The organism is Leptotrichia sp. oral taxon 218, from assembly GCF_018128225.1.
In the GTDB taxonomy this organism is placed as follows: Bacteria; Fusobacteriota; Fusobacteriia; order Fusobacteriales; family Leptotrichiaceae; genus Leptotrichia.
The window spans coordinates 1,662,200-1,683,803 of the sequence record NZ_CP072377.1 but is presented as its reverse complement, the minus strand read 5'-3'; the positions used below and the strand labels follow the sequence as shown (position 1 = coordinate 1,683,803).

Sequence of the window (21,604 nt, the reverse complement as noted above, 5' to 3'; positions counted from 1 at the left end):
AACAAAAAGTTAAAAAACATAAAAATTATCCTTTTCAAATTTGAAAAAGTCATTTTATTATGGCTTACAGTGCAGATAAAATTGCACAATTTAAGGAAAAGGAGGTAAAAGTTGTGAAATGAGATATTTGAAAAAATCTTTAATGGTTTTTATTCCGCTTCTTTTGGCTTTGATTGCACTAAAGTACTATATTTCAACACCACATTTTAAGTCAACGCTGACGAACATTTTGAAAACAAATGTATTAAATGTTGAGTTTGACAAAGTTAGACTTTATGGATTTGACAAGATTCAGATTGATAATTTGAAAGTTAGAGATTTGTCAGGAAATATGGTAATTGATGCAAAAAAGGCAGTTGCAAAAATAAATTTACTTACACCGACTAGGCTTAACAGAATAGATATTTACAATGCAACTGTAAATTTGGAGCGAAGAAAAGATAATGACTTTAATATTTTTCACATAATGAAGAAAGAAAAAAAAGTAAAAACATTTGACAGGACAAGTCGAATTGGAAAAATTTTTGTTCACAATGCGCTGATTAATTATGCCGATACAAGTTTTAAAGAAAAAATACGAAAATCTATGTCAAGTGTAAATGGAAATTTGGAATCTGCAAAATCTCGTGGATTTTTGTTAGTGGCAAAAGGAACGGGAAACTTGAATGCGGACAATACGCTTGAAACTTTGGGAATCGAATTAAATCAAAAGTTAAATTCGGAGCAGTCGTTAAAGTCAAGATTTGATAAAATTAAAAATAGTTCTGAAAAGAGAAAAGAGCTTCATTTAAATTTTGATTTTGGAAATGTGAAAGTTACAAAAGAACTTGGTCAGTATCTTCCGCTTGAAATGATAACAATAAAAGGCGGAATGTTAAATGGAAAACTTAATTTGACAAAAAATGAAGTTACAGAAACTATGGAACCAACTGGAAATTTGGCTGTAAAAAATGGAATATTGAGTTATATTGATTTTGACGGCGATATTGATAAAATTAATGCAAATATCAATATGACAAAAGAAAACATTAAAATTGACGCAAATTCAATGTTGGCACAAAAACCAGTTTCACTGCTGTTAAATTATGGACAGAAAAATTCAAAACTTACTCTAAAAATAAAGACAAAAGAAGTTCCTTATTCGCAAATTGCAAGGTACAAAATTTTGAAAGATTTTAAAGTGAAAGCCGAAGGAAATGTCACTGGAGAATTAAATGTAAAAGTTGATGTTGAAAAAGCAAAAACGAAAGAGCAAGAGAAAAAAAATGAAATAGAAAAAGATAAAAATAAAAATAAAAATAACTCTAAAGAAAAACCTGCAAAAGTTGAATTAGATGGAAAATTTTCATCAAAAAATATAAAAATAGAAAATTATAACTTTAGAAATATTAGTACAAATATGAAACTTTCCACTCAAAAAGGTTTTTTAGAATTAAATGATACAGCTTTTCGTTTTGATGAAGTTATAAGCGGATTTCACATAAAAGATGATGTAAAAATTCCAAAATTTATATATGATTTAAATAAAAAAACTGGAAAAGGTAATTATGTCTTGATAAATAAAGGTTCAGATTACGATATTCCAAGGTTCACTGGAAGTGCACAAATTTCAAATAAAAATATTATTTCAGGAACACTTGTTTCAAAAAAATTAAATGCGGATTATGTAGTAAATCCAACTGCTAAAACAGTTCTTGTAAACGCAAAAGGAAAAGGTTACATAACTGTTAAATATGGCGGTAAAAAATATGTAATAAGTCCAGAAGTAAGAAAGTTATTTGTCAAATTTGATGCAAAAAATATGCTTCGTTCAGGAAATATAAAAGCAAAAATTAAAAATTTGCCAATAAAAATGATAGAGAGCGTAGTTGCGGACATAAATATAAATAGAGGAAATTACAACATAAAAGCTAAAGTAAATACTGGCGGAATCGTAGTAAATATAAAAGGTACAACGACAGCTGATATGAAACATTCTTACAGCATTCGAAATGAAAGTGAAATGGATTTGGCAAAACTTTTGAAAAATTATGGATATAATTTTAAAGGGATGGATAGAGCAAAACTTCCGATGGATGTGAAAGCTAGAATTGGCGGAACAAATGAGAAAATTGGAGGAAGTTATGAAATTTACAGTCCTTATGGAGAATATTTTGTAAAATATAAAAATTTACATGCGAGTGGGAAAATTCGTGATTTAGCAAAAATGGATTTGGATATGAATGTTCTGGCAAATGAAGTTTTGTGGGAAGACCAAAGACTTAAAAATTTAACTGCAAAATTAAATATGAAAAACGATATTTTGAAAATCCAAAGTTTGGGAAATGATAAATTGTTTGCACAAGGAAGTTATCATTTAAAAACTGGAAGAGCAGAAATTGACGCCAAATTGAATAATTATGTCTTTAAATCCAAAAAGTTAAATGACGCAAAATTTCTTTTAAATGCAAAGGCTAAGATTAGTGGGAAAGTCGATGACAAACTTTCTGGAAATTTTGAAGTTTACAGTCCTTATGGAGAGTATATTGCAGAGTTTGAAAATTTACATGCAAATGGAAAAATTCACGATTTGGCAAAAATGAACTTTGATATGAATGTTTTTGCGGATGAAGTTTGGTATCAATATCATAGACTTAAAAATTTGACTGCAAAATTGAATATGAAAAATGATATTTTAAAAATTGAAAGTTTAGGAAACGACAAATTATTTGCACAAGGAAGTTATAATTTAAAAACGAAAAATGTAAAACTTGACGGAGAACTTAAAAATTATGTCGTTTATGGCGTAACAGATCCACAGTTGAGCATGTATGTTGATAGTTTAAAAGCAAATATTTTTGGAACGCCAGATAATTTGAATGGAAGAATTTTGCTGACTCCGTCGACTACAAAAATTAATTTTAATTCGATTGGACAGACAAGAGCGGATTTAGATATAAAAAACAGCGTAGTAAACTTTAAAGATGTGACTTTGAGAGGAAATAATATTTCGGGAACATACAATTTGAAAAATAAAGTAGCTGATCTGGAACTTAATTTAGATGAAGACGATATTCCAAAATTATTAAAAGTCGACGATTTGACATTTGGAACAAAATCTAAAATTAATTTAAAAGGTCATTTAAATAAATTTAATATGTATGGACATTTAATTTTGGGAAATATGAGTTACAGAAGTTATAAAATTCCACATATTGTAGCAAATATCGACTACAGTAACGGAAATATTGATAAGTTATTTAAATATGGAATTTTTGATATAAAAAGTTTAAAATTTATCGGAGAAAATGATGAAACATTGTTTGAGACAAATACAAAATTTGACTTGGCAAATGTTGACATTGACTATAAAGTTGAAGATCACAATTTTGCGCTAGATTCAGTACAAGATTTGAAAAATAAAGGATATAGCGGAAATATTGACTTTAATTTCTTTTATAAAGGAAGTTTCGAGAAGTTTTTGACTGGATTAAAAATAAAATCTGACAAAGTAACTTTGGCTGGATTTCCAGTAACAAACCTTGATGTAGATCTTCAAGGAAATGAAAAGACAGTAAATATCGGACTATTTAATTTGAACTATGAAAATAATCCACTTGTAGTCAGCGGATATTTTGATTATTCGCCAATAAAATACGACATTTCGGTATTGGCACAAAACTTTAATTTAAACTTTCTGGAAGCTAATAAAGATGTGGCAAGTGCGAGTGGAATTGCAAATATTGACGCTATTCTTTCGAGTAGTAACGGAACTTCAGGGCATATTTTGTTAAATAATTTTAATTATAAGACAAAAGATGAGTTGACTTTGGTTGACAATGTCAATGCCAATATTGATTTGAAGGGCACAAAACTTATTGTAAATAGATTAGATGGTGGATTTAACAATGGAACATTTAATGTAACAGGAAATTTGGATGTGCCAACGATACCGCCTGACTTTATGAAAACTAAGCGATTGCAATTTGGGAAATTTGAGTTGAATGCGGATTTAAATAAACTTGGGCTTCATTATGGAACTGATATTGATTATGCGGTTACAGGAGATTTAGTACTGACTGAAGATAGATTGTTTGGAAATTTACTTGTAAGTGATGCTGAAATTAGAGCGATACCTGATTTTGAAAATAAAGCAGCTTCAAATACTTCTGAACTTCAAAAGCAGGAAAAAGATAAAAGCATTGTGGAAGGAATAGTTGAAGAAGTTTTAGACAAAATTATGAAACAATATACAGCTAATTTAAATATTCAAATTGGCGATAGAGTAAAATTAAACATTCCTAGTGTCAGCCTTGTTAAAAATATAAAAGGTACAATAAAAGGAGCGTCTGAAATTACATTTGAGAATGGAGCAATTGGATTAATTGGAGATTTTAATGTTTCAAAAGGTTCGTTTTATTTAAATGGAAATGAATTTAAAATAAATAATTCAGTAATTAGTATTTCAAAATCGACTTTGGAGACAGACTTTATGTCAAATGCATTTGTTGATTTTGAAGCAAGTACAAAAATTGGAACTGACAGAATAGAGATAAATGCCACAGGAAATATAAATAATCCTAGTATTAAATTTAGTTCAAGTTCTGGAAAAACTGAAGAAGAAATAATTTCACTTTTAGCTTTTGATAAAGTAATTGGAAATGGAAGCAAAAATAAAAAAGATGGAAAAGATAATTCAGAAGACGGAGTTATTGTAGCAGGTTCACTTTTAAATACTGCATTAAATGAGTTGATTTTTTCTTCAATAACTGATAAAATTGAAGGGGCCTTGGGACTATCAAAAGTATCTGTATCAACAAATATAGATAAATCAAATAGAACTGGTAAATATAATGCTTCTACAACATTAAGTTTACAGGATAAATTATATAAAGATAAGGTTTATTGGAATTTAGCAATAAAATTCCCTTTCCAATCTTCGGGAGAAAAAGAAGAAAATCCAATAGGATACAATGCTTGGTTAAGTTATAACATTGCAACTGGACTTGATCTTAGAGTTGGAGGAGAAACAGCGCCAAAAAATAATAAAATCAATTTAAGAGCACCGAATAGAAAGCAAAATAGGATAAATTATTATTTTGGAGTTGATTTTTCAACAAAAGCCGATAGTATTGGTGATTTATTTAAAAGAATATTCAAAAAAAGAAAATTGGATACATTAAAAAAATAGGAGGAAAAATGAGAAATAAAATTTATGCTTTAATTGTGGTAGTTACATTATTCGTTTCGATGAATAATATGTCACAAGCAGCTGAAAAAGGAGAAAAGACTGTTGAAAGTAAAAACAAAATAAAACAAGAAAAAACGGAATCATCAGCATTAGTAGCAGATGCCGCAACAGGTTCTTTATCAGCAGCAGCAGTGTCAGCAACGACGACAACAGAAAATGAAGATGATGAGACGCCAAGAGCGACAACATCTCAAAATCAAAGCGAGGAAATAAATTCTACTGGCGAAGAAACAACTTATTCTGCGACAGATTCTGAAGAAGAAGTTCAAGAACAAGGGAAAAAAAATAAAAAAAATAAAAAAGAAAAAAATCTAAAGAAAGACAAGAAAAAAATCAAGTAGTAATAAATAGAAATGATTTAAAAGTTGGGAGAATAAATGTTTCTAATTTGAGACAGTTGCCAGAAGATTTGATTAAATCAAAAATTCCAGTTCAAACTGGAGAAGATTATTCAAACAAAGATTTGAGTGATATTTACTTGGCATTAAAAAGAGAGAAATATATCTTAAATGTAAATACAGTTCCAAATGTTAATGGAGATGCAGTAGATATTGATGTTGCAGTTGTTGAACATCCAAGTGCGCAAGAAATTCTTCAGTCACAATTACAGCATGAAGAAAATCAAAAGGAAACAAACTTTACAGTAAGAAGTGTAGATATTCAAGGAATTAAAACTTTAAATAAAGAAGATTATTTAAAAGATTTTCCAGTAAAAGTAGGAGATAAACTTATTCCACAAAAGGCAATTGACGGTGCTCAAAAAATATTTGAATCAGGTTATTTTTCATCTGTAGAACCAAAAATAGATAGAAAAGCCGACAATACTGCTTCAATATTGTATGAAGTAAAAGAAAATCCAGCTGTTCAAAGTATAAATATCCAAGGAAATACTTTATTTACTAATGCTCAATTGGAAGAAGCATTAGGAATAAAAAGAGGAGAAATTTTGAATGGTAATTTATTAAGTCCTGAATCAAACGGTATAATAAAATTATACAATAAAAATGGATATGTAACAGCAAGAATTGAATCAATAACTGTTGGAGAAACTGGAGATATAAATATAGGTCTTACTGAAGGTATAGTTAAAGATGTAACTTTTGAAAAAAATATATTAAAAAATGATGATGAAAGACAAAATAGCAAAAGATTAAATTTAAGAACAAAAGATTATGTTTTGGAAAGATATATGGAAGTAAAACCAGGGAAGGTATTAACTAGTAGCGACATAGAAAATTCAATCAAAGAATTATATAGAACTGGTATTTTTACTAGACTAGAACCAGAAATTTACGGAAGCGACAGTGATCCTAATGAAAGAAATGTAAAATTGTTAATAGAAGAAAGACCTACAACAACAATTAATGGAAGTATTTCTTACGGTACTTCAGTTGGTTTAGTTGGAGGACTTAAATTATCAGATGAGAACTTTTTAGGAAGAGATCAACAGGCTTCAATTAATGTGGAAGCTTCAAATAGAGGAAATAAAACATTTTCATTGGACTGGTTTGATCCTTGGGTAAGAGGAACTGAAAGAGTTCAAGCAGGAGGTTCTGTTTACTGGACACAATCTGTTGATGATGACGCTGACTGGGATGAACTTGAAAAAGTAAAAACAATAGGAACAAGATGGACACTTGGTAAAGGATTAAGTAAGGATATTTACGCAAGAATTTCAGCAAGATACGATCATAAAAAAGAAATTTATTCAGGAGGAGATGTTAAAGATAAATATAATTTAATAGCGGTAACTCCAGAATTAATTTATGACACAAGAGATAATATAAGTGATCCAACAAAAGGACTTTATGCTGATTTGACTTATGAAAGAGGAGATCTTTTGAAAGATCCTAGAAAATATGATAGATTTGAAGCTGATTTAAGAGCGTTCCATCCATTATTTGGTAAGAAAAATGTGATGGCATATAGAGCAGTTTGGGGGTCAACAGGAAGTGGAACTCCTGATGCGATGAGATTTAGTGTCGGAGGAGCTGAAACACTTCGTGGATATGAATATGGAGCGTTTGATGGATATGATCAATTTTATGCAAGTATTGAAAATAGAACAAAAATCAATGATACAATACAATTAGTTGCTTTTTTTGATATAGGAAATGCTTGGCAAAAACAAAAAATAAATCCAGCAACTGGAAGAAGAACTTATTCACCTGACAGAAAAAATGCACATAAATTCAAAGATCTTAAAAAAGGTTATGGAATTGGACTTAGATTAAATACGCCAGTTGGACCGTTAAGATTTGACTATGGTTGGCCAATGGATCCTGAAACACCTGGTAAGAAAAAAGATAGCGGTAAATTTTATTTCAGTTTTGGACAATCATTCTAGAATATAATTTGCAGTTAAAAATTGTAAGTACAAAGTTGTTTTATAAGACAGGGGATTTAAAAATTCCCTGTTAATTTTTTGAAAATAAAAAGAGGTGGAAAAAATGTATGGTATAAAAGAAATAGCAAGTTTAATAAATGGAGAAATTGTAGGAAATAGCGAAATAAGTTTTACAAGATTAGCGCCTTTTTTTGCTGCAAGTGAAAAAGAATTAACTTTTGCAGCTGATGAAAAAATGTTAAAAAATATTGACAAATGTAATGCTGGAGCTTTAATAGTTCCCAAAATTCCAAATTTGCCAAAAGATAAAACATTTATTGTAGTGGATGAAAATCCTAGAGAAATAATGCCGATTTTGTTAAATCATTTTAAACCAAAAGTAAAACCTTTTGAAAAGCCAATAGAAGATTCGGCAGTGATAGACGAGACAGCAAATGTTTCAAAAATTAATACATATATCGGTCACAATGTAAAAATAGGGAAAAATGTTGTTATTTATCCAAATGTTTCAATATTTGAAGGTACAGAAATTGGCGATGGAACAATTGTATATCCAAATGTTACAATAAGAGAATTTTGTAAAATTGGAAAAAGATGTATTTTTCAGCCAGGAGCGGTAATTGGTTCAGATGGATTTGGATATATAAAAGTAAAAGGGAACAATGTAAAAATAGAGCAAATTGGAAATGTAATTTTGGAAGATGAAGTAGAAATAGGAGCAAATACTTGTGTTGATAGAGGAGCAATTGGTGATACGATAATAAAAAAAGGAACTAAAATTGACAATTTAGTTCATATTGCTCACAATGACATAATAGGTTCAAACTGTTTTATAATAGCGCAAGTGGGAATTTCAGGAAGTGTGGAAGTCGGAGATAATACAACTCTTGCAGGTCAAGTTGGAGTAGCAGGACATTTAAAAATAGGAAACAATGTTGTAATTGCTGCAAAATCAGGTGTAACAAATAATGTACCTGATGGAAAGCAAATGTCAGGATTTCCATTAAGAGAGCATATAGATGATTTGCGAATAAAAATGTCTATGGGAAGAGTTCCTGAACTTGTGAAAAAAGTAAAAAAATTGGAAAGAAAATTGGAAAATAAATAAAATTTCATTTTATTTTATTCTGATAAAAAAAGGTAAAATCTTGGACATAAGCATAATCATTTGGATTATAATCGTTATATTTTTAATGAATGATCCAGGGGATAAAACATAAAAAAATTTTATCTTATTTCTTTGATTCAATCCAAAATAAAAATGTATCTGATGGAAAAAATCCAAAAGATACATTTTTTATAAGAAAAAAATTTTAAAATAAAAAAAATTGATAACTGGTATTATCAATTAAGTAATGGTGCCCAGACGCGGAATCGAACCACGGACACAGGGATTTTCAGTCCCTTGCTCTACCGACTGAGCTATCTGGGCATAAATGGCGGAAGTGACGAGACTCGAACTCGCGACATCTTGCGTGACAGGCAAGCACTCTAACCAACTGAGCTACACCTCCAAAAAAAATGGTGGTCACAATTGGGCTCGAACCAATGACCCCCTGCTTGTAAGGCAGGTGCTCTCCCAACTGAGCTATGCGACCATCACATTATTTACTACTCAATTATTATATCACAAAAAGAAAAAAATTGCAACTACTTTTTACAAAAAATTTTATATTTTTTTGAAAAATAAAAACAATATAAAAAATTAGTGAAGTAATGAAATAATAAATAATAAAATAATAAAAAAATTTTAGAATTATGGATAATATGTTAAATATAATTAAATTAAAAGCCTATTCAACGACCTTAATAATAGTTGAAGTATATAATAAAAAAATATTTGGAACTTGAATAAATATAAAAGGAGAAAAAATGAAAAAAATATTTGTAGTAATTTTACTTGTGATGAGCGTAAGCTATATTGGAAATGCAAAAGTAAAAAATGAAAAAATTAAAAATGTTAAAAAAACTTTGACTACATTGAAAAGTTTAAAAAGTAACTCAAAAGAATTGAATAGTCAGGAATATGCAAAAGTTTTGGAAAATTTTATAAAAAAATCTGAGAAATATCTTGAAAGTGGAGATAAAATTCAGCTTGTAGACGATTATATAAATGATATTGAAAATGCTAAAGTTTCTAAAAAGGCATTGAAAGATAATTATGACGCTGATAAAGAGGCTTTTGGGATTGTTGAAGTGGCAATATTTATGAAAAGCTCGTATTCAGATGGAGAAAAAGCTAAAAAATTGACAGATGAAGATTATAAAAAAATGCAAGAAAAATTTGTAAAAACAAATAAATTTAAACAGTTGGAGGGATATGTAGAAATACAGCCAGTACAGCCGCTACAAAATAAATAATAAAAAAGCTCAGATAAATTTAATTAAGTAAATTATCTGAGTTTTATTTTTTTGTAAATACAATTATATAAAAGATTTTCGTTTCTTAATAACTTTTCATAATAAAATATTAAAAAAATATATAATATAATAAATAGTTATGATATAATAAACAAAAGCAAAGTATAATTCTAAAAATTTATGTAAATTTAATGAAAAAATAAAAAAATAAAATAATTAAGAAGATAAAGAAATTAAGAGAATAAGAGTATAAATAAAAGAATAAAAGGATAAAAGGATAAAATAGAAAAAATGGAGTTTAAAGAAAAAAATTTTTTAAAAAAAGATAAAACAAAAGATAATCAAATTGAAGATATGAAAATTGTTACTAAAAATATGAGCTTAAAAAAAATTTCAGAAAGTGAGATATTTTTTGTTCCGCTTTTGCAACATAAGGGGGAGAGAGCTTTTGAGATTGTGAGAGTTGGTCAAGAAGTTAGAAAATATGAGAAAATAGCGCAAGGTTATGGAAATATTTCGGCAAATATCCATTCGCCTGTTTCAGGAAAAGTTATTAGAATTATGAAAAATTTTTTGCCTGATGGAAGTAAAGTTAGAACAATAATTATTAAAAATAATTTTAAGGAAGAACAGGTGAAACTTGTAAAAAGAGATGTAAGAGAACTTCGGATGACAACAAGTGAAGAAATTTTGAAAATTATTGAAGAAGCTGGGATTGTGGGTCTTGGTGGAGCAGGATTTCCAGTGGCGGCTAAATATAATATAAAACTTGAAAAAATTGATACATTTATTATTAATGGAATGGAAAGTGAACCTTATTTGACGGCGGACTATTTGCTTATGAAAAATTATGCAAAAGAAATTTGCCGTGGAATTAAAGTGGCTGAGAAAGTTTTAAGACCAAGACATATGGTTATTGCAATTTCAGAAAAAAATAAGGAATTAGTCAGCATTTTTGAGAGAATGGCAAGAGAAGTGAACATAGATTTGCAAATTAAAATTTTGTCAGCTGATTATCCGCAAGGAAGTGAAATTTTATTAATTGATAAAATTACTGGTAAAAAAATTCAAAAAGGGGAATTAACCATTGAAAAAGGAGTTATTGTGAGTAATGTTGGAACGATTAAAGCAATTTATGACGCTTTTTTTGAAGGAAAACCGCTAATTGAGAGAATTGTCACAGTTTCGGGAGAAGAAGTTCAAAATGCTGGAAACTATAAAATTAGAATAGGAACGCCACTTGTTCATATAATTGAGTCTTTAAACATCACAAAAACGGATAAAATTATTTTTGGCGGACCAATGATGGGAAATAAAGTGAAAGAACCTAGTACGCCAATTATTAAAGGGACTTCTGGAGTAATATTTTTAAATGAAGAAAAAATTGAGTCAAAAAATTGTATTTCATGTGGAAGATGTGTTGAAGTTTGTCCGATGAATTTAATTCCGTTTGAGTTTTCGGAATATTATGAAAAAGGAAGATATGTAAAGATGCTAAACGCAAATATTTTTAATTGTATTGAGTGTGGTGCTTGTGAATATGTCTGTCCAGCTAGAGTACCTTTGATTGAGAGCATTAAAAATGGGAAAGAAATTTTGATTGAACTTATTAATTTGGAGGTGGAAAGTTAATTTATGGATGAAAAATCGCTGATGGAAGAAATTTTAGGAATACGATCTAAAAAAAATAGGGGAGAGACATTTTTGTTTGAAGACGAAAGTGAAAAAAGATCCAAGTCTGATAAAAATATAGAAAATGAAGAAGAAGAAAAAGAAAAAGAAAAAGACAATTTAAAAAAAGAGAATAATAAAAAAGAAAAAACTAAAAAAAATAAAAAAAAATCACATAAATTTTTTAAATTAAATAAAAACAATGAAGAAAAAGAGATTTCAAAAAAAGAAAAACAAATAAAAAAAGAAAAAGAAGCGGAAGAATTATTGGAAAAAGCAAAAAAAATGCTAAAAATTGCTTCTGATATAAAATCTAAAAAAAGATTTTTTTCTCCATTTATTTACGCTAGTGATACTGTGGAAAAAATAATGACAGATGTTATTTTGGCATTACTTCCATCTATTTTAGTTTCAATTTTTTTATGCGGAATAAAATCGTTTTTATTAATCTTGATTTCAGTTATCTCAACAGTTTTGACAGAAAAAATTATCACAGCAGTTTTTTTTAAAAAAGAAAAAGATTCAATAAAAGATTTGTCGGCGGTGGTCACAGGAATAATATTTTCTTTGATGCTTCCAGCTTTTGTGCCATATTATTTTGCAATTTTTGGCGGAGCGTGTGCTGTTATTTTTGGAAAAATGTTATACGGCGGACTTGGAAAAAACTTGTATAACCCTGCAGTTGTTGGGAAATTTTTTGTATTAATATTTTTTGAAAAAGTATTTTTGAAATTTAAACTTTCGAATACAAATTTTCAAATTTTAAATTTAAAAATATTCAGAAATATTTTAGATTCGCCGTTTACAAAATTTTTAGATAGTTTAATTTTAAGTCAGTCAAACTCAATCGGAACTTTTTCAGGACTGGCATTAATTTTAGGTGGAATTTATTTGGCAATAAAAAAAAGAATATCGTTATTTACTCCTTTGAGCTTTTTTTTATTGATGTCAATTTTGTCATTTTTTGTCCCTGAAATTTCTAAAATTCCAATAGGAGAAATATTATTAGTTGGAATTTTTATGGCAACAGATATGCCAACAACTCCAGTTTTTTCAATTGGAAAGATTTATTTTGGAATAATGATGGCACTTGTGACTTCAATATTTTTGTCACAAAAAATTGAAAACGAAGTATTATTTTATGCAATAATAATTTTAAACAGTTTCACTCCACTTATAAATAGAGTTTTAAGACCTGTCGCTTTTGGAAGAAATGTGAAAATTGAAATTATAAAACAGTTTTTGCAATTAATTGTGTTGACATTTTTAATTATAGTTGCAACTATTATTTTGATAAATTTATGTAATTTTAGATTATTCAAATATTTAATTTATATTTACGGCATAATTATGGTTATCTTTGCATTTATTTTTTTGAAAAATGATTAATAAATATATTGATTTGAGAAAATTTATTAAATAACAGAAATAAATAAAAATATTTTTAGAAGTTGTAAATTAGTTTGACAAGATGTAAAATAAAAAAATAAAAAAGCTATTCAGAAATAGAAAATACATTCTGAATAACTTTTATTTTTAGTCGGCTAAATACACATCAGTTAATTCTAAGTTACGGTAACCTGATCCAGTAAATTCAACTGTCCAATATCCGTTATAAAATAATGTTCCAAAAGGGTCACCTTTAAAATGAAATGTTTTTCCAGTATCAGCACTTACACAAGTGTTTCTCGATGTAACAGAACATCTTTCAACATATCTAGAAAATCCTAAAACTCCAAATAAAAGAAATGCCGATAAGATAAATTTTTTCATAAAAATCAACTCCATTTATTAAGATATATTTTTCACATAGTTTACTATATTATATCCTAAAAAATAAAAAAAACAATAGGAAATTTATATTTAATCTTGCTTAAATAAAATTATGTGGTAAACTAATAGTGAAAAAAATTTTGAAAGGGAGTAAAAAAGATGAGAGTGATTATATTTTATGGACTTATTATTCTAATTGTTCTTGGACTTGTTTTATCATTGTTTGCTTATGTGAGAGTGCCGAATGATAAAATGGCGTTTATTTCAGGATTTAGAAAAAGAATGGTTAGCGGAAGACTTGCATTTTATGTGAGAGCTTTTGAGAGAGTCGATTATCTTGATTTGGCAGTATTTTCTGTCGATGTGGATACAAAGCAGTTTGTGCCTACCAATGATTTTATTAATATAAAAGCTGATGCAATTGTAAAATTGCAGGTGGGAACGGCACAGGAGATAATGCTTATTGCAAGTAAAAATTTTTTGAATAAAAATCATGAGTATATGAGTAATGCGATAAAAGATGTTCTGGAAGGTAATTTAAGAGAAATTATCGGACAGATGAATTTAAAGGATATGGTTCAAAATCGAAAAGTTTTTAATCAGAAAGTTGAAGAAAATGTAATTGACGATTTGAGAAAGATGGGACTTGAGCTAAAATCGTTTAATGTACAGTCGTTTACTGATGAAAAGGGAGTTATTGATAACTTAGGAATTGAAAATACAACTAAAATTTCAAAAGATGCAAGTATTGCAAAAGCCAATTCAGAAAAGGAAGTTGCGATTGCGAAAGCACAGGCTTATAAAGAAGCACAGGATATTGAAATAAAAACTCAGGAAGAAATTGCGGAAAAGCAAAATGCACTGAAAATTAAACAAGCGGATTTGAAAATAGAAAGTGATACAAAACAAGCTCTTGCAGATATAACTTACGATATTCAAAAAGAAAAAAACCGTAAAGAGTATGAAGAAGTTATAGGAGATGCAAATTTCACTCAGCAAGATCAAGCAATTCGTGCAAATAAAGCAAAACTTGAAAGTGAAATTAAAATTGATCAGCAAATAAAAGCCGATGCAAAATTGTACAATATGACAAAAGACGCTGAAGCAAGATTAGTTGAAGAACAAAGACAAGCAGATGCTGAACTTTATAAACGGCAAAGACAAGCTGAAGGAATAAAATTACAGGCTTTGGCAGAGGCAGAGGCAAAGAAAATTCAGGCGGAAGCAGAAGCAAATGCAGTAAAAATTAAAATGTTAGCAGAGGCTGAAGGAATAGAAGCTAGAGGTAACGCTGAAGCTGGTGCAAAAGAAAAAATGTTGCTTGCAGAAGCTAGAGGTAAAAAAGAAGCATTATTAGCAGAAGCAGAAGGACTTGATAAAAAAGCGGAAGCAATGAAAAAATATGGAGAAGCAGCAGTTGCAGAAATGTACTTTAAAGCACTTCCTGAAGTTGCAAAAAATGTGGCAGCGCCATTAAACAATATTGATAAAATAACAATGTACGGAGACGGAAATACAAGCAAATTGATTTCTGACATCACTCAAAGTATCGGAAAAATCAATGATGGAATTTCTGATGGAGCAGGCATTGATATAAAATCGCTGCTTGCAGGATTTTTGGGCGGAAAAGTGCTGGATAGTATTAAAAAAGATGATGTCGTTAGAAAAGGAAAAGAAGGTGAAGAAGAGAACAATAAGGGATAATCTTTTTATTAAAAATATTTAAAGATAAAAAAATCACGATTATTGATTTGATTGTGATTTTTTTAGTATAATTTAAAATTTTGTATGAAATTTAGTTTAAAAAAATTTTTTGAAAATTGAAATAGCCGCTGTTTTTTGATATAATTTATTGATTAAAGTAAAAAATTTTAGGAATAATCAAGGAAGGTTGCTATGATAAAAAGAATAGATACAAAAAGTGGGAAAACAATTTCGTATGTATATAATTTGAAAGATGAAGATTATAGAATTGTGTCTGAAAGATTGGAGATGGATGAAGAAAAGATAAAAAATGTAATTGATGAAGAAACTTTTACTCCGAGAATTTCAAAATCAGACTGGGAAATTTATAAATTATATTATCCGACTGTGAAGAAACCTGTGATAGATAAAGAGGTTACATCTTATGAGATTAATCCAATTGTAATTTGTATGAGGGAGGATAGGGTTGTCATTTTAGATGATGACTATTTTGAAGATTTTTATGATTTTGTTGAAGAATATGCTGAATTGAGAGATGACATTCTTGAGGAAAATCGTTTTTTTCTAAATATGCTTCATAAAATTTCTCAAAGTTTGTATAAATATGTACGAATTTTAATTGGAGAACACGACAAGATTGAAACGGTTTTGAGGGAGCAGCAAAGTAATGAGAAACTGATTTCACTTTCGGAAGTGGAGCAGGGTTTTTATGTTTACAATATTGCAATGAGAAACTTGGATTATGTTGTTGAGAATTTGAAAGAAGATGAGCAATTTCAGCAATTTGAGGAATACATGACGAGAATTTTACAAGAAATAAATTTTACACTTGATTTGTCGTCTTCGTATTGTGAAATTTGTAAAACAACACGGGAAACATACTCTTCATATATTGGAAATAATATGAATATTACAATGAAAGTTTTGGCAGCGGCGACAATACTAATCACAGTTCCAAATATGATTTTTGGATTTTATGGAATGAATGTGAAGTTGCCGCTTCAAGACAAAGGATTTTTTGCACTTGGAATAATTTTTGTGATAATGGTGGCTTTGATGGTTGTATTGTGGAAGTATTTGAAAGATAAGGTTTTGTAATATGAAAAAAATCTTGACTTTTTTATTTATGTACTGTATTATGTACATAGGTGAAAGGAGTGATTTTTGTGACAAATACAAATGCAACTAATTTGAGAAAAAATTTATTTTCTTATTTAGAATTAGCGATTGACTATAATGATGTTATTAATGTGAATACAAAAAAAGGAAATGCAATTATTATTAGTGAAGCTGAATATAACGGTTTATTAGAAACTTTATACTTATTATCGGATCCAAATATGAAAGAAAAGATTGAAACTGCAAAGAATGCTACTGATGAAGATTATGAGGTTTTTGAATGGTAGAAGAATATAAGATTTATATTTTAAAGAAAGCTAATAAAGACAAGGAGAAAATAAAACAATTTCCAGCATTAAAAAATAATGTAGATAAATTGATAAATCTTATAAAGAAAAATCCTTTTCAAACGCCACCATCTTACGAGATTTTAACTAAAGATTTGAAGGGATATTATTCAAGGAGAATTAATAAACAGCATAGACTTGTTTATGAAGTTATTGAGAAAGAAAAAAGGATAAATATTATTAGTATGTGGACACATTATGAATTTTAATGAGTTAAATAAGGATTAGTTTTTGCATAAAGTGAAAGCTAATCTTTTTAAATTTTCGTATTTATTTACTAAGTTATAACTGATAAAATTATAAAAAAAGATATTTTTGTTAGATATAACTGATAAAAATATTGATTTTTATTTTTTTGTAAGTTATAATTGAAAAGAGGTGATAAGATGTTAAAAAGAGATGAGTATATAAAACAAATAGTACCTTTTATTGATAAAGATGTGATAAAGGTTTTGACAGGAATAAGAAGAAGCGGAAAATCGGTTATGTTGAAGCTTTTAATGGAGGAATTAAAGAATAGAGGAATAAATGAAAATCAGTTTATTTATATTAATTTTGAAAATTTGAAATATAGAAATCTAAAAAATTATGAGAGATTGTATGATTTTATTTTAAATAAGGTTGATGATAAATATAAGAGCTACTATATTTTTTTAGATGAGATTCAAGAAGTGGAAGAATGGGAAAGATGTGTGAACTCTTTGAGGGTGGATGAAGACTTTAATTTTGATATTTATATCACAGGTTCAAACGCCAAGCTGCTTTCAGGGGAACTTTCGACATATCTGGCTGGGAGATATATTGAATTTGTTGTGTATCCGTTTTCATTTAAAGAATTTTTTGAAATTATGAAAGAGAAAAATAAAGAAATAGATTTAAAAGAAGCATTTCAAGACTATATAAAATTTGGAGGAATGCCGTTTCTTCATAATTTGGATTATAATTTTGAAGCAAGTATGCAATATTTACAGGATTTGTATGCTTCCATTATATTAAAGGATATTACCCAGAGAAATAATATTAGAGATACAGATTTGCTTGAAAGAATAATAAATTATGTTGTTATGAATATTGGAAATACATTTTCAGCAACATCAATTTCTAAATTTTTTAAAAGCGAGAATAGAAAAGTTGCAACAGAGACAATACTAAACTATATAAAAGCATGTGAAGAGGCATTTTTAGTTTACCGAGTTGCTAGAAATGATTTATTAGGAAAGAAGATATTGAATGTGAATGAAAAATATTACATAGCTGATCATGGAATAAGGGAAGCAATAATGGAAAATAATCAAAAAGATATAAATCAAGTACTGGAAAATATTGTGTACTTTGAAATGTTAAGAAGAGGATATAATGTAAAAATTGGAAAGGTAGATAATCTTGAAGTAGATTTTGTCTGTAAAAAAAATGATGAAACAATATATATTCAGGTGAGTTATCTACTGGCATCAGAAGATACAAAAGAAAGAGAATTTTCAGTTTTAGAAAATATTAAAGACAATTATCCAAAATATGTGCTGTCGATGGATGAATTTGATATGTCAAGAAATGGGATAAAGCATGTAAATTTGATAGAATTTTTAGTAAAATAAGCTAACCGTAAAAATTGAATAATTGTAAAGAACAATATTGATTAAAAATAATATTTTTCAGTATTTTTTGTTATATAAAATAGTGTTGCTAAAAGAAAAAAAGTAGGTATACTTAAGTAGAATAAAAACAATAAATAAAAAATTAAAGAAGGGAATGGTAATGATGAAAATAAGCAAATTTATCGATCACACAATTTTGAAGGCGAGTGCTACAAGAGAAGATATAAAAAAATTGTGCGATGAAGCGAGGGAATATGGATTTTATTCAGTTTGTGTAAATGGGGCAAATGTTGAGTATGCTTTTAGTCAAGTTAAGGATAGTGATGTAAAGGTTGCAGCAGTAGTTGGGTTTCCTTTGGGGGCTATGGCGACTGATGTAAAGGTATTCGAGGCGAAAAAGGCGATTGAAGATGGTGCTTCAGAAATTGATATGGTTATTAATGTTGGAGCATTGAAAGATAAGGATTATGAATTGGTGGAAAACGAAATTAGAAGAATTAAGGAAGCGATTGGGAAAAATATCTTGAAAGTGATTATTGAAACTTGCTATTTGACTGATGAGGAAAAAGTGAAGGCGTGTGAATTGGCTGTTAATGCGAATGCTGATTTTGTGAAAACTTCGACAGGTTTTGGAACTGGAGGGGCTACATTTGAAGATGTGGAACTTATGAAAAAAACAGTTGGAGATAAGGCTAAAGTTAAGGCAAGTGGTGGAGTGAGAGACTTTGAGACTGCGAAAAAATATATTGAATTGGGTGCTGAAAGATTGGGAACAAGTTCTGGAATTGCGATTGTAACTGGGGCTGAAAACAAAAGTTCTGGATATTAAATTTTGAAAAAGTATTTTTTTCTTTGAATAAAAAAATTATGATATCAAGGGGTCAATACCCCTTGTCAAAAAATTATAATTTTTACAAATAATAAATTTTCTAAAAAAGGTGGGAAAGATGAAAATTAAAAATTATTTATTTTTTGTATTTTTGCTATTGATTTCTGTAATTAGTTTTGGAAAAAATACTAATGCTCAAGAAATTTTATTGACTGATAACGGTGTAATTTTGAATTTAAGAGGGATTTTTAAGATGGATTGGGATAAAAGTGATCCAGAGGTGCCTTGCTCGGGTACTGGATATGGCGAAATGCTGTTTTATCCTGAAAATAAGGATATTGTGAATGGGAAACCCTTAGTTTTGAGGCTTAGAGATTTTGACTATAATAATCCAGATGTGAATGTGGATTATGAAAAGGAAGCAGCTAAGGATGAGAAAATTATAACTGAAACATTGAAGAAAAGTTTTCCAGAAGAGTACAAAAAAATGCAAAAAATTAGTAAAGGGAAATTTGAAGTTCCAGCGACAGTTAAGATAAAAAAAGTTTTGCCGTATACAGAATGTGATTTTACGACTGTTTATGCTTATGCTACAGAATTAAAGAGAGTTGATGGTGCGAAATCGAAAATTACTGAAATAAAAACGAAAAAATCGAAGGATTCTGAAGAAGAATTTTCAGATCCTAATGAACCTTTTGATTTAAAAAAATATGAAGTGAGTTCAAAGGATGGATATGCGAATTTGCGTGAAAAACCGACAAAAGAATCAAAAATTGTTTCAAAAATGGATAATGGAACTGTTGTGAAATATATTACAAAATATGGAGACTGGTATTATGTTTTTGATGTTGAGTATCCTGATGAAAGTAATAAACTCTCAAAAGCAAAGGAATATCGAGGTTTTATCCATAAAAGCCAGTTGAAAAAATATATTGATTAAAAATTTGAAAATATTTGAAAATATAAGAATTTCATACAAAAATTTTATACTAAATATCATTTGAAAAATAGGAAAATATTTTATTTATTTTTTGCTAAGGAATTTTGATCTCTCATTAAATAGAATTCCTATCTAATGGGAAATAGTATGGAAATATAGAAAAAGGAAGAGAAAAAATGATTTTTGAAGAAATAGAGAAATTTTACAAGAAAGACACGATTACGGTAGCAAAGGAGTTACTTGGGAAAATTTTGATTTCAAAAAGTGAAAATGAGATATTTGCTGGATACATTGTTGAAACAGAGGCGTATTTGGGTGAATTTGACAGAGCGGCTCACGGTTATGGGAAAAAACGGACTCCAAAAGTAGAAGCATTGTTTGAAAAAGCTGGAACTGTTTATATTCACTCGATACACTCTCATAAAATGTTAAATATTGTGACTTGTGAGAAAGGAAATCCGCAAAGTGTGTTAATTAGAGCTATAGAGCCAATTTTGAATGTTGAAAGAATGGAAGAAAATCGTGGAAAATGTGGAATTTTAGTGAGTAATGGTCCAGGAAAATTTACAAAGGCGTTTGGAATTGACGACAGATTTTATAAGACGGAAATTCAGATTGTTGAGGAAAATATGTTTGAAATTGAAAAATTTTCTGAAAAATTAGAGAATAAAAATTTTAAAATTAAATATGATATTTCTAAAATAGATGAGAAATATTTGTATCTTGATTTTGAAAATGCTAAAATTCCTAAGAAAATAGGTGTTTCTGCGAGAATTGGAGTTCCGAATAAAGGTGTTTGGACTGAGAAAAAGTTGAGATTTTTTGTGAAAGGAAATAGGTTTGTTTCGGGGATGAGGAAAGCGGATATGAAAGATGATGTTTGGGAGTGAGATATTTTTATTGTAATTTTTGTTTGAAAAGAAATTTATAAAATTGAATTTGAATCGAAAGGAGAATATGTGAAGAAAAATATCTTAAAAGTATTGTTATTTCTAGTTTTGGCAAATGTGGGATTTGGAGATGTTGCACAAATTATAGGAGAATATTATTCGATAGATAAAGATAAGGTTTATTATGAAAGTAAAATTTTAAAAGGAGCAAATCCGAAAACTGCTGAGTTGATAGGAGATAATCTTTTGAAAGATGATAAGAATGTTTATTATAGGGGTAAAAAAATAAAAAAATTAAAAATTAAAAATTTTGAGAAATTGGGATGGAATTATTGGAGAAATGATAACGAAATTTATTATAAAAATAGAAAAATAATTCTTGCTGATATTGTAAGTTTTAAAGTTTTAAATAAAGAATATGCAAAAGATAAAAATAGTGTTTATAGTGGGAGTCGTAGTTTAGGATTTTGGAAGGATGGAAAAATTAAAGATCCTGAAACATTTGAATTTTTATCAGAAAAAATAGAATACAGTTCGTTTTATGGGAAAGATAAATATAATGTGTATTATATAGAAATAATACAATCAGACTGTCTTGGTACAGATGCAAGTATAAGTTACGAAATTCATAAAATAGAAGGAATTAATAAGGATAAAGTCAAATTCTTGAATAAAAAATTTATAAAAGACGATAAAAACATTTATTTTAAGGGAAAAATTTTAGAAGGTGCGGATTATAATACATTTGAAGTGCTTCCTAATGGAGATGGAAAAGATAAAAATCAAAGTTATGAATAA

Annotated in this window: 17 protein-coding genes and 3 tRNA genes; 16 read left to right on the top strand and 4 right to left on the bottom strand. The window is 28.5% G+C overall.

Annotated features, from left to right (window positions below):
* Window positions 1-118: 118 nt before the first annotated feature.
* The 4 genes from J5A73_RS07945 to lpxD all read left to right on the top strand — a co-directional run bounded on the left by J5A73_RS07945 (window position 119) and on the right by lpxD (window position 8,685).
* Window positions 119-5,170 carry a translocation/assembly module TamB domain-containing protein gene (locus J5A73_RS07945; RefSeq protein ID WP_211614663.1) on the top strand — a complete coding sequence of 1,684 codons (5,052 nt, stop codon included), beginning with the start codon at window positions 119-121 and terminating at the stop codon, window positions 5,168-5,170.
* Window positions 5,171-5,178: 8 nt separating this feature from the next.
* Window positions 5,179-5,571: a hypothetical protein gene (locus tag J5A73_RS10530; RefSeq protein ID WP_249069218.1), complete on the top strand. Its 393-nt coding sequence runs from the start codon at window positions 5,179-5,181 to the stop codon at window positions 5,569-5,571.
* 47 nt (window positions 5,572-5,618) lie between these two features.
* A complete protein-coding gene (locus J5A73_RS07940; protein ID WP_249069216.1) occupies window positions 5,619-7,577 on the top strand; it encodes an outer membrane protein assembly factor in 1,959 nt (652 codons plus the stop codon).
* Window positions 7,578-7,680: 103 nt separating this feature from the next.
* Window positions 7,681-8,685: a UDP-3-O-(3-hydroxymyristoyl)glucosamine N-acyltransferase gene (gene lpxD, locus J5A73_RS07935; protein WP_211614661.1), complete on the top strand. Its 1,005-nt coding sequence runs from the start codon at window positions 7,681-7,683 to the stop codon at window positions 8,683-8,685.
* Window positions 8,686-8,933: 248 nt separating this feature from the next.
* On the opposite strand, the gene J5A73_RS07930 is transcribed toward lpxD, so the two are convergent.
* The 3 genes from J5A73_RS07930 to J5A73_RS07920 form a co-directional block, all read right to left on the bottom strand.
* Window positions 8,934-9,009, bottom strand: a tRNA-Phe gene (locus J5A73_RS07930).
* 5 nt (window positions 9,010-9,014) lie between these two features.
* Window positions 9,015-9,091: transfer RNA gene (locus J5A73_RS07925), tRNA-Asp, on the bottom strand.
* 8 nt (window positions 9,092-9,099) lie between these two features.
* A tRNA-Val gene (locus J5A73_RS07920) sits at window positions 9,100-9,175 on the bottom strand.
* Window positions 9,176-9,449: 274 nt separating this feature from the next.
* Between J5A73_RS07920 and J5A73_RS07915 the strand changes: the two genes are divergently transcribed.
* The 3 genes from J5A73_RS07915 to J5A73_RS07905 all read left to right on the top strand — a co-directional run bounded on the left by J5A73_RS07915 (window position 9,450) and on the right by J5A73_RS07905 (window position 12,998).
* Window positions 9,450-9,938, top strand: coding sequence for a hypothetical protein (locus tag J5A73_RS07915; RefSeq protein WP_211614660.1), 489 nt, complete (start codon window positions 9,450-9,452; stop codon window positions 9,936-9,938).
* Between the two features lie 291 nt (window positions 9,939-10,229).
* Window positions 10,230-11,570 (top strand): electron transport complex subunit RsxC, encoded by a 1,341-nt coding sequence (gene rsxC / locus J5A73_RS07910; RefSeq protein WP_211614657.1) that lies wholly within the window; start codon window positions 10,230-10,232, stop codon window positions 11,568-11,570.
* A 3-nt stretch (window positions 11,571-11,573) separates the two neighbouring features.
* Window positions 11,574-12,998: an RnfABCDGE type electron transport complex subunit D gene (locus tag J5A73_RS07905; protein WP_211614655.1), complete on the top strand. Its 1,425-nt coding sequence runs from the start codon at window positions 11,574-11,576 to the stop codon at window positions 12,996-12,998.
* A 147-nt stretch (window positions 12,999-13,145) separates the two neighbouring features.
* On the opposite strand, the gene J5A73_RS07900 is transcribed toward J5A73_RS07905, so the two are convergent.
* Entirely contained in the window at window positions 13,146-13,382 is a 237-nt protein-coding gene (locus tag J5A73_RS07900) for a hypothetical protein (RefSeq protein WP_211614653.1), read from the bottom strand.
* A 159-nt stretch (window positions 13,383-13,541) separates the two neighbouring features.
* Here J5A73_RS07900 and J5A73_RS07895 point away from each other — a divergent pair, with 159 nt between their 5' ends.
* From J5A73_RS07895 to J5A73_RS07855, 9 genes are all read left to right on the top strand, one after another.
* Window positions 13,542-15,086 (top strand): flotillin family protein, encoded by a 1,545-nt coding sequence (locus tag J5A73_RS07895; protein ID WP_211614651.1) that lies wholly within the window; start codon window positions 13,542-13,544, stop codon window positions 15,084-15,086.
* Window positions 15,087-15,278: 192 nt separating this feature from the next.
* On the top strand, window positions 15,279-16,184 hold the full coding sequence (locus J5A73_RS07890; protein ID WP_211614649.1) for a CorA family divalent cation transporter: 906 nt from the start codon (window positions 15,279-15,281) through the stop codon (window positions 16,182-16,184).
* A gap of 68 nt (window positions 16,185-16,252) precedes the next feature.
* Window positions 16,253-16,492, top strand: a complete 240-nt coding sequence (locus tag J5A73_RS07885) for a type II toxin-antitoxin system Phd/YefM family antitoxin (RefSeq protein ID WP_211614647.1) — start codon at window positions 16,253-16,255, stop codon at window positions 16,490-16,492.
* Window positions 16,486-16,761 carry a Txe/YoeB family addiction module toxin gene (locus J5A73_RS07880; RefSeq protein ID WP_211614645.1) on the top strand — a complete coding sequence of 92 codons (276 nt, stop codon included), beginning with the start codon at window positions 16,486-16,488 and terminating at the stop codon, window positions 16,759-16,761. Before J5A73_RS07885 ends, J5A73_RS07880 begins: the two co-directional genes overlap by 7 nt.
* A 177-nt stretch (window positions 16,762-16,938) precedes the next feature.
* Window positions 16,939-18,147, top strand: a complete 1,209-nt coding sequence (locus J5A73_RS07875; RefSeq protein ID WP_211614643.1) for an ATP-binding protein — start codon at window positions 16,939-16,941, stop codon at window positions 18,145-18,147.
* A 163-nt stretch (window positions 18,148-18,310) separates the two neighbouring features.
* On the top strand, window positions 18,311-18,976 hold the full coding sequence (deoC, locus tag J5A73_RS07870; protein ID WP_211617399.1) for a deoxyribose-phosphate aldolase: 666 nt from the start codon (window positions 18,311-18,313) through the stop codon (window positions 18,974-18,976).
* Window positions 18,977-19,094: 118 nt separating this feature from the next.
* Window positions 19,095-19,916, top strand: a complete 822-nt coding sequence (locus J5A73_RS07865) for an SH3 domain-containing protein (RefSeq protein ID WP_211614642.1) — start codon at window positions 19,095-19,097, stop codon at window positions 19,914-19,916.
* 176 nt (window positions 19,917-20,092) lie between these two features.
* Window positions 20,093-20,806, top strand: coding sequence for a DNA-3-methyladenine glycosylase (locus J5A73_RS07860; RefSeq protein WP_211614640.1), 714 nt, complete (start codon window positions 20,093-20,095; stop codon window positions 20,804-20,806).
* Window positions 20,807-20,875: 69 nt separating this feature from the next.
* Window positions 20,876-21,604: a DKNYY domain-containing protein gene (locus J5A73_RS07855; RefSeq protein WP_211614638.1), complete on the top strand. Its 729-nt coding sequence runs from the start codon at window positions 20,876-20,878 to the stop codon at window positions 21,602-21,604.

Bases quoted from the DNA above. Each gene is read 5' to 3' on its own strand.
- J5A73_RS07945 (WP_211614663.1), top strand. From the start codon at position 119: ATGAGATATTTGAAAAAATCTTTAATGGTTTTTATTCCGCTTCTTTTG.
- J5A73_RS10530 (WP_249069218.1), top strand. From the start codon at position 5,179: ATGAGAAATAAAATTTATGCTTTAATTGTGGTAGTTACATTATTCGTT.
- lpxD (WP_211614661.1), top strand. From the start codon at position 7,681: ATGTATGGTATAAAAGAAATAGCAAGTTTAATAAATGGAGAAATTGTA.
- J5A73_RS07915 (WP_211614660.1), top strand. From the start codon at position 9,450: ATGAAAAAAATATTTGTAGTAATTTTACTTGTGATGAGCGTAAGCTAT.
- rsxC (WP_211614657.1), top strand. From the start codon at position 10,230: ATGGAGTTTAAAGAAAAAAATTTTTTAAAAAAAGATAAAACAAAAGAT.
- J5A73_RS07905 (WP_211614655.1), top strand. From the start codon at position 11,574: ATGGATGAAAAATCGCTGATGGAAGAAATTTTAGGAATACGATCTAAA.
- J5A73_RS07900 (WP_211614653.1), bottom strand. From the start codon at position 13,382: ATGAAAAAATTTATCTTATCGGCATTTCTTTTATTTGGAGTTTTAGGA.
- J5A73_RS07895 (WP_211614651.1), top strand. From the start codon at position 13,542: ATGAGAGTGATTATATTTTATGGACTTATTATTCTAATTGTTCTTGGA.
- J5A73_RS07890 (WP_211614649.1), top strand. From the start codon at position 15,279: ATGATAAAAAGAATAGATACAAAAAGTGGGAAAACAATTTCGTATGTA.
- J5A73_RS07880 (WP_211614645.1), top strand. From the start codon at position 16,486: ATGGTAGAAGAATATAAGATTTATATTTTAAAGAAAGCTAATAAAGAC.
- J5A73_RS07875 (WP_211614643.1), top strand. From the start codon at position 16,939: ATGTTAAAAAGAGATGAGTATATAAAACAAATAGTACCTTTTATTGAT.
- deoC (WP_211617399.1), top strand. From the start codon at position 18,311: ATGAAAATAAGCAAATTTATCGATCACACAATTTTGAAGGCGAGTGCT.
- J5A73_RS07865 (WP_211614642.1), top strand. From the start codon at position 19,095: ATGAAAATTAAAAATTATTTATTTTTTGTATTTTTGCTATTGATTTCT.
- J5A73_RS07860 (WP_211614640.1), top strand. From the start codon at position 20,093: ATGATTTTTGAAGAAATAGAGAAATTTTACAAGAAAGACACGATTACG.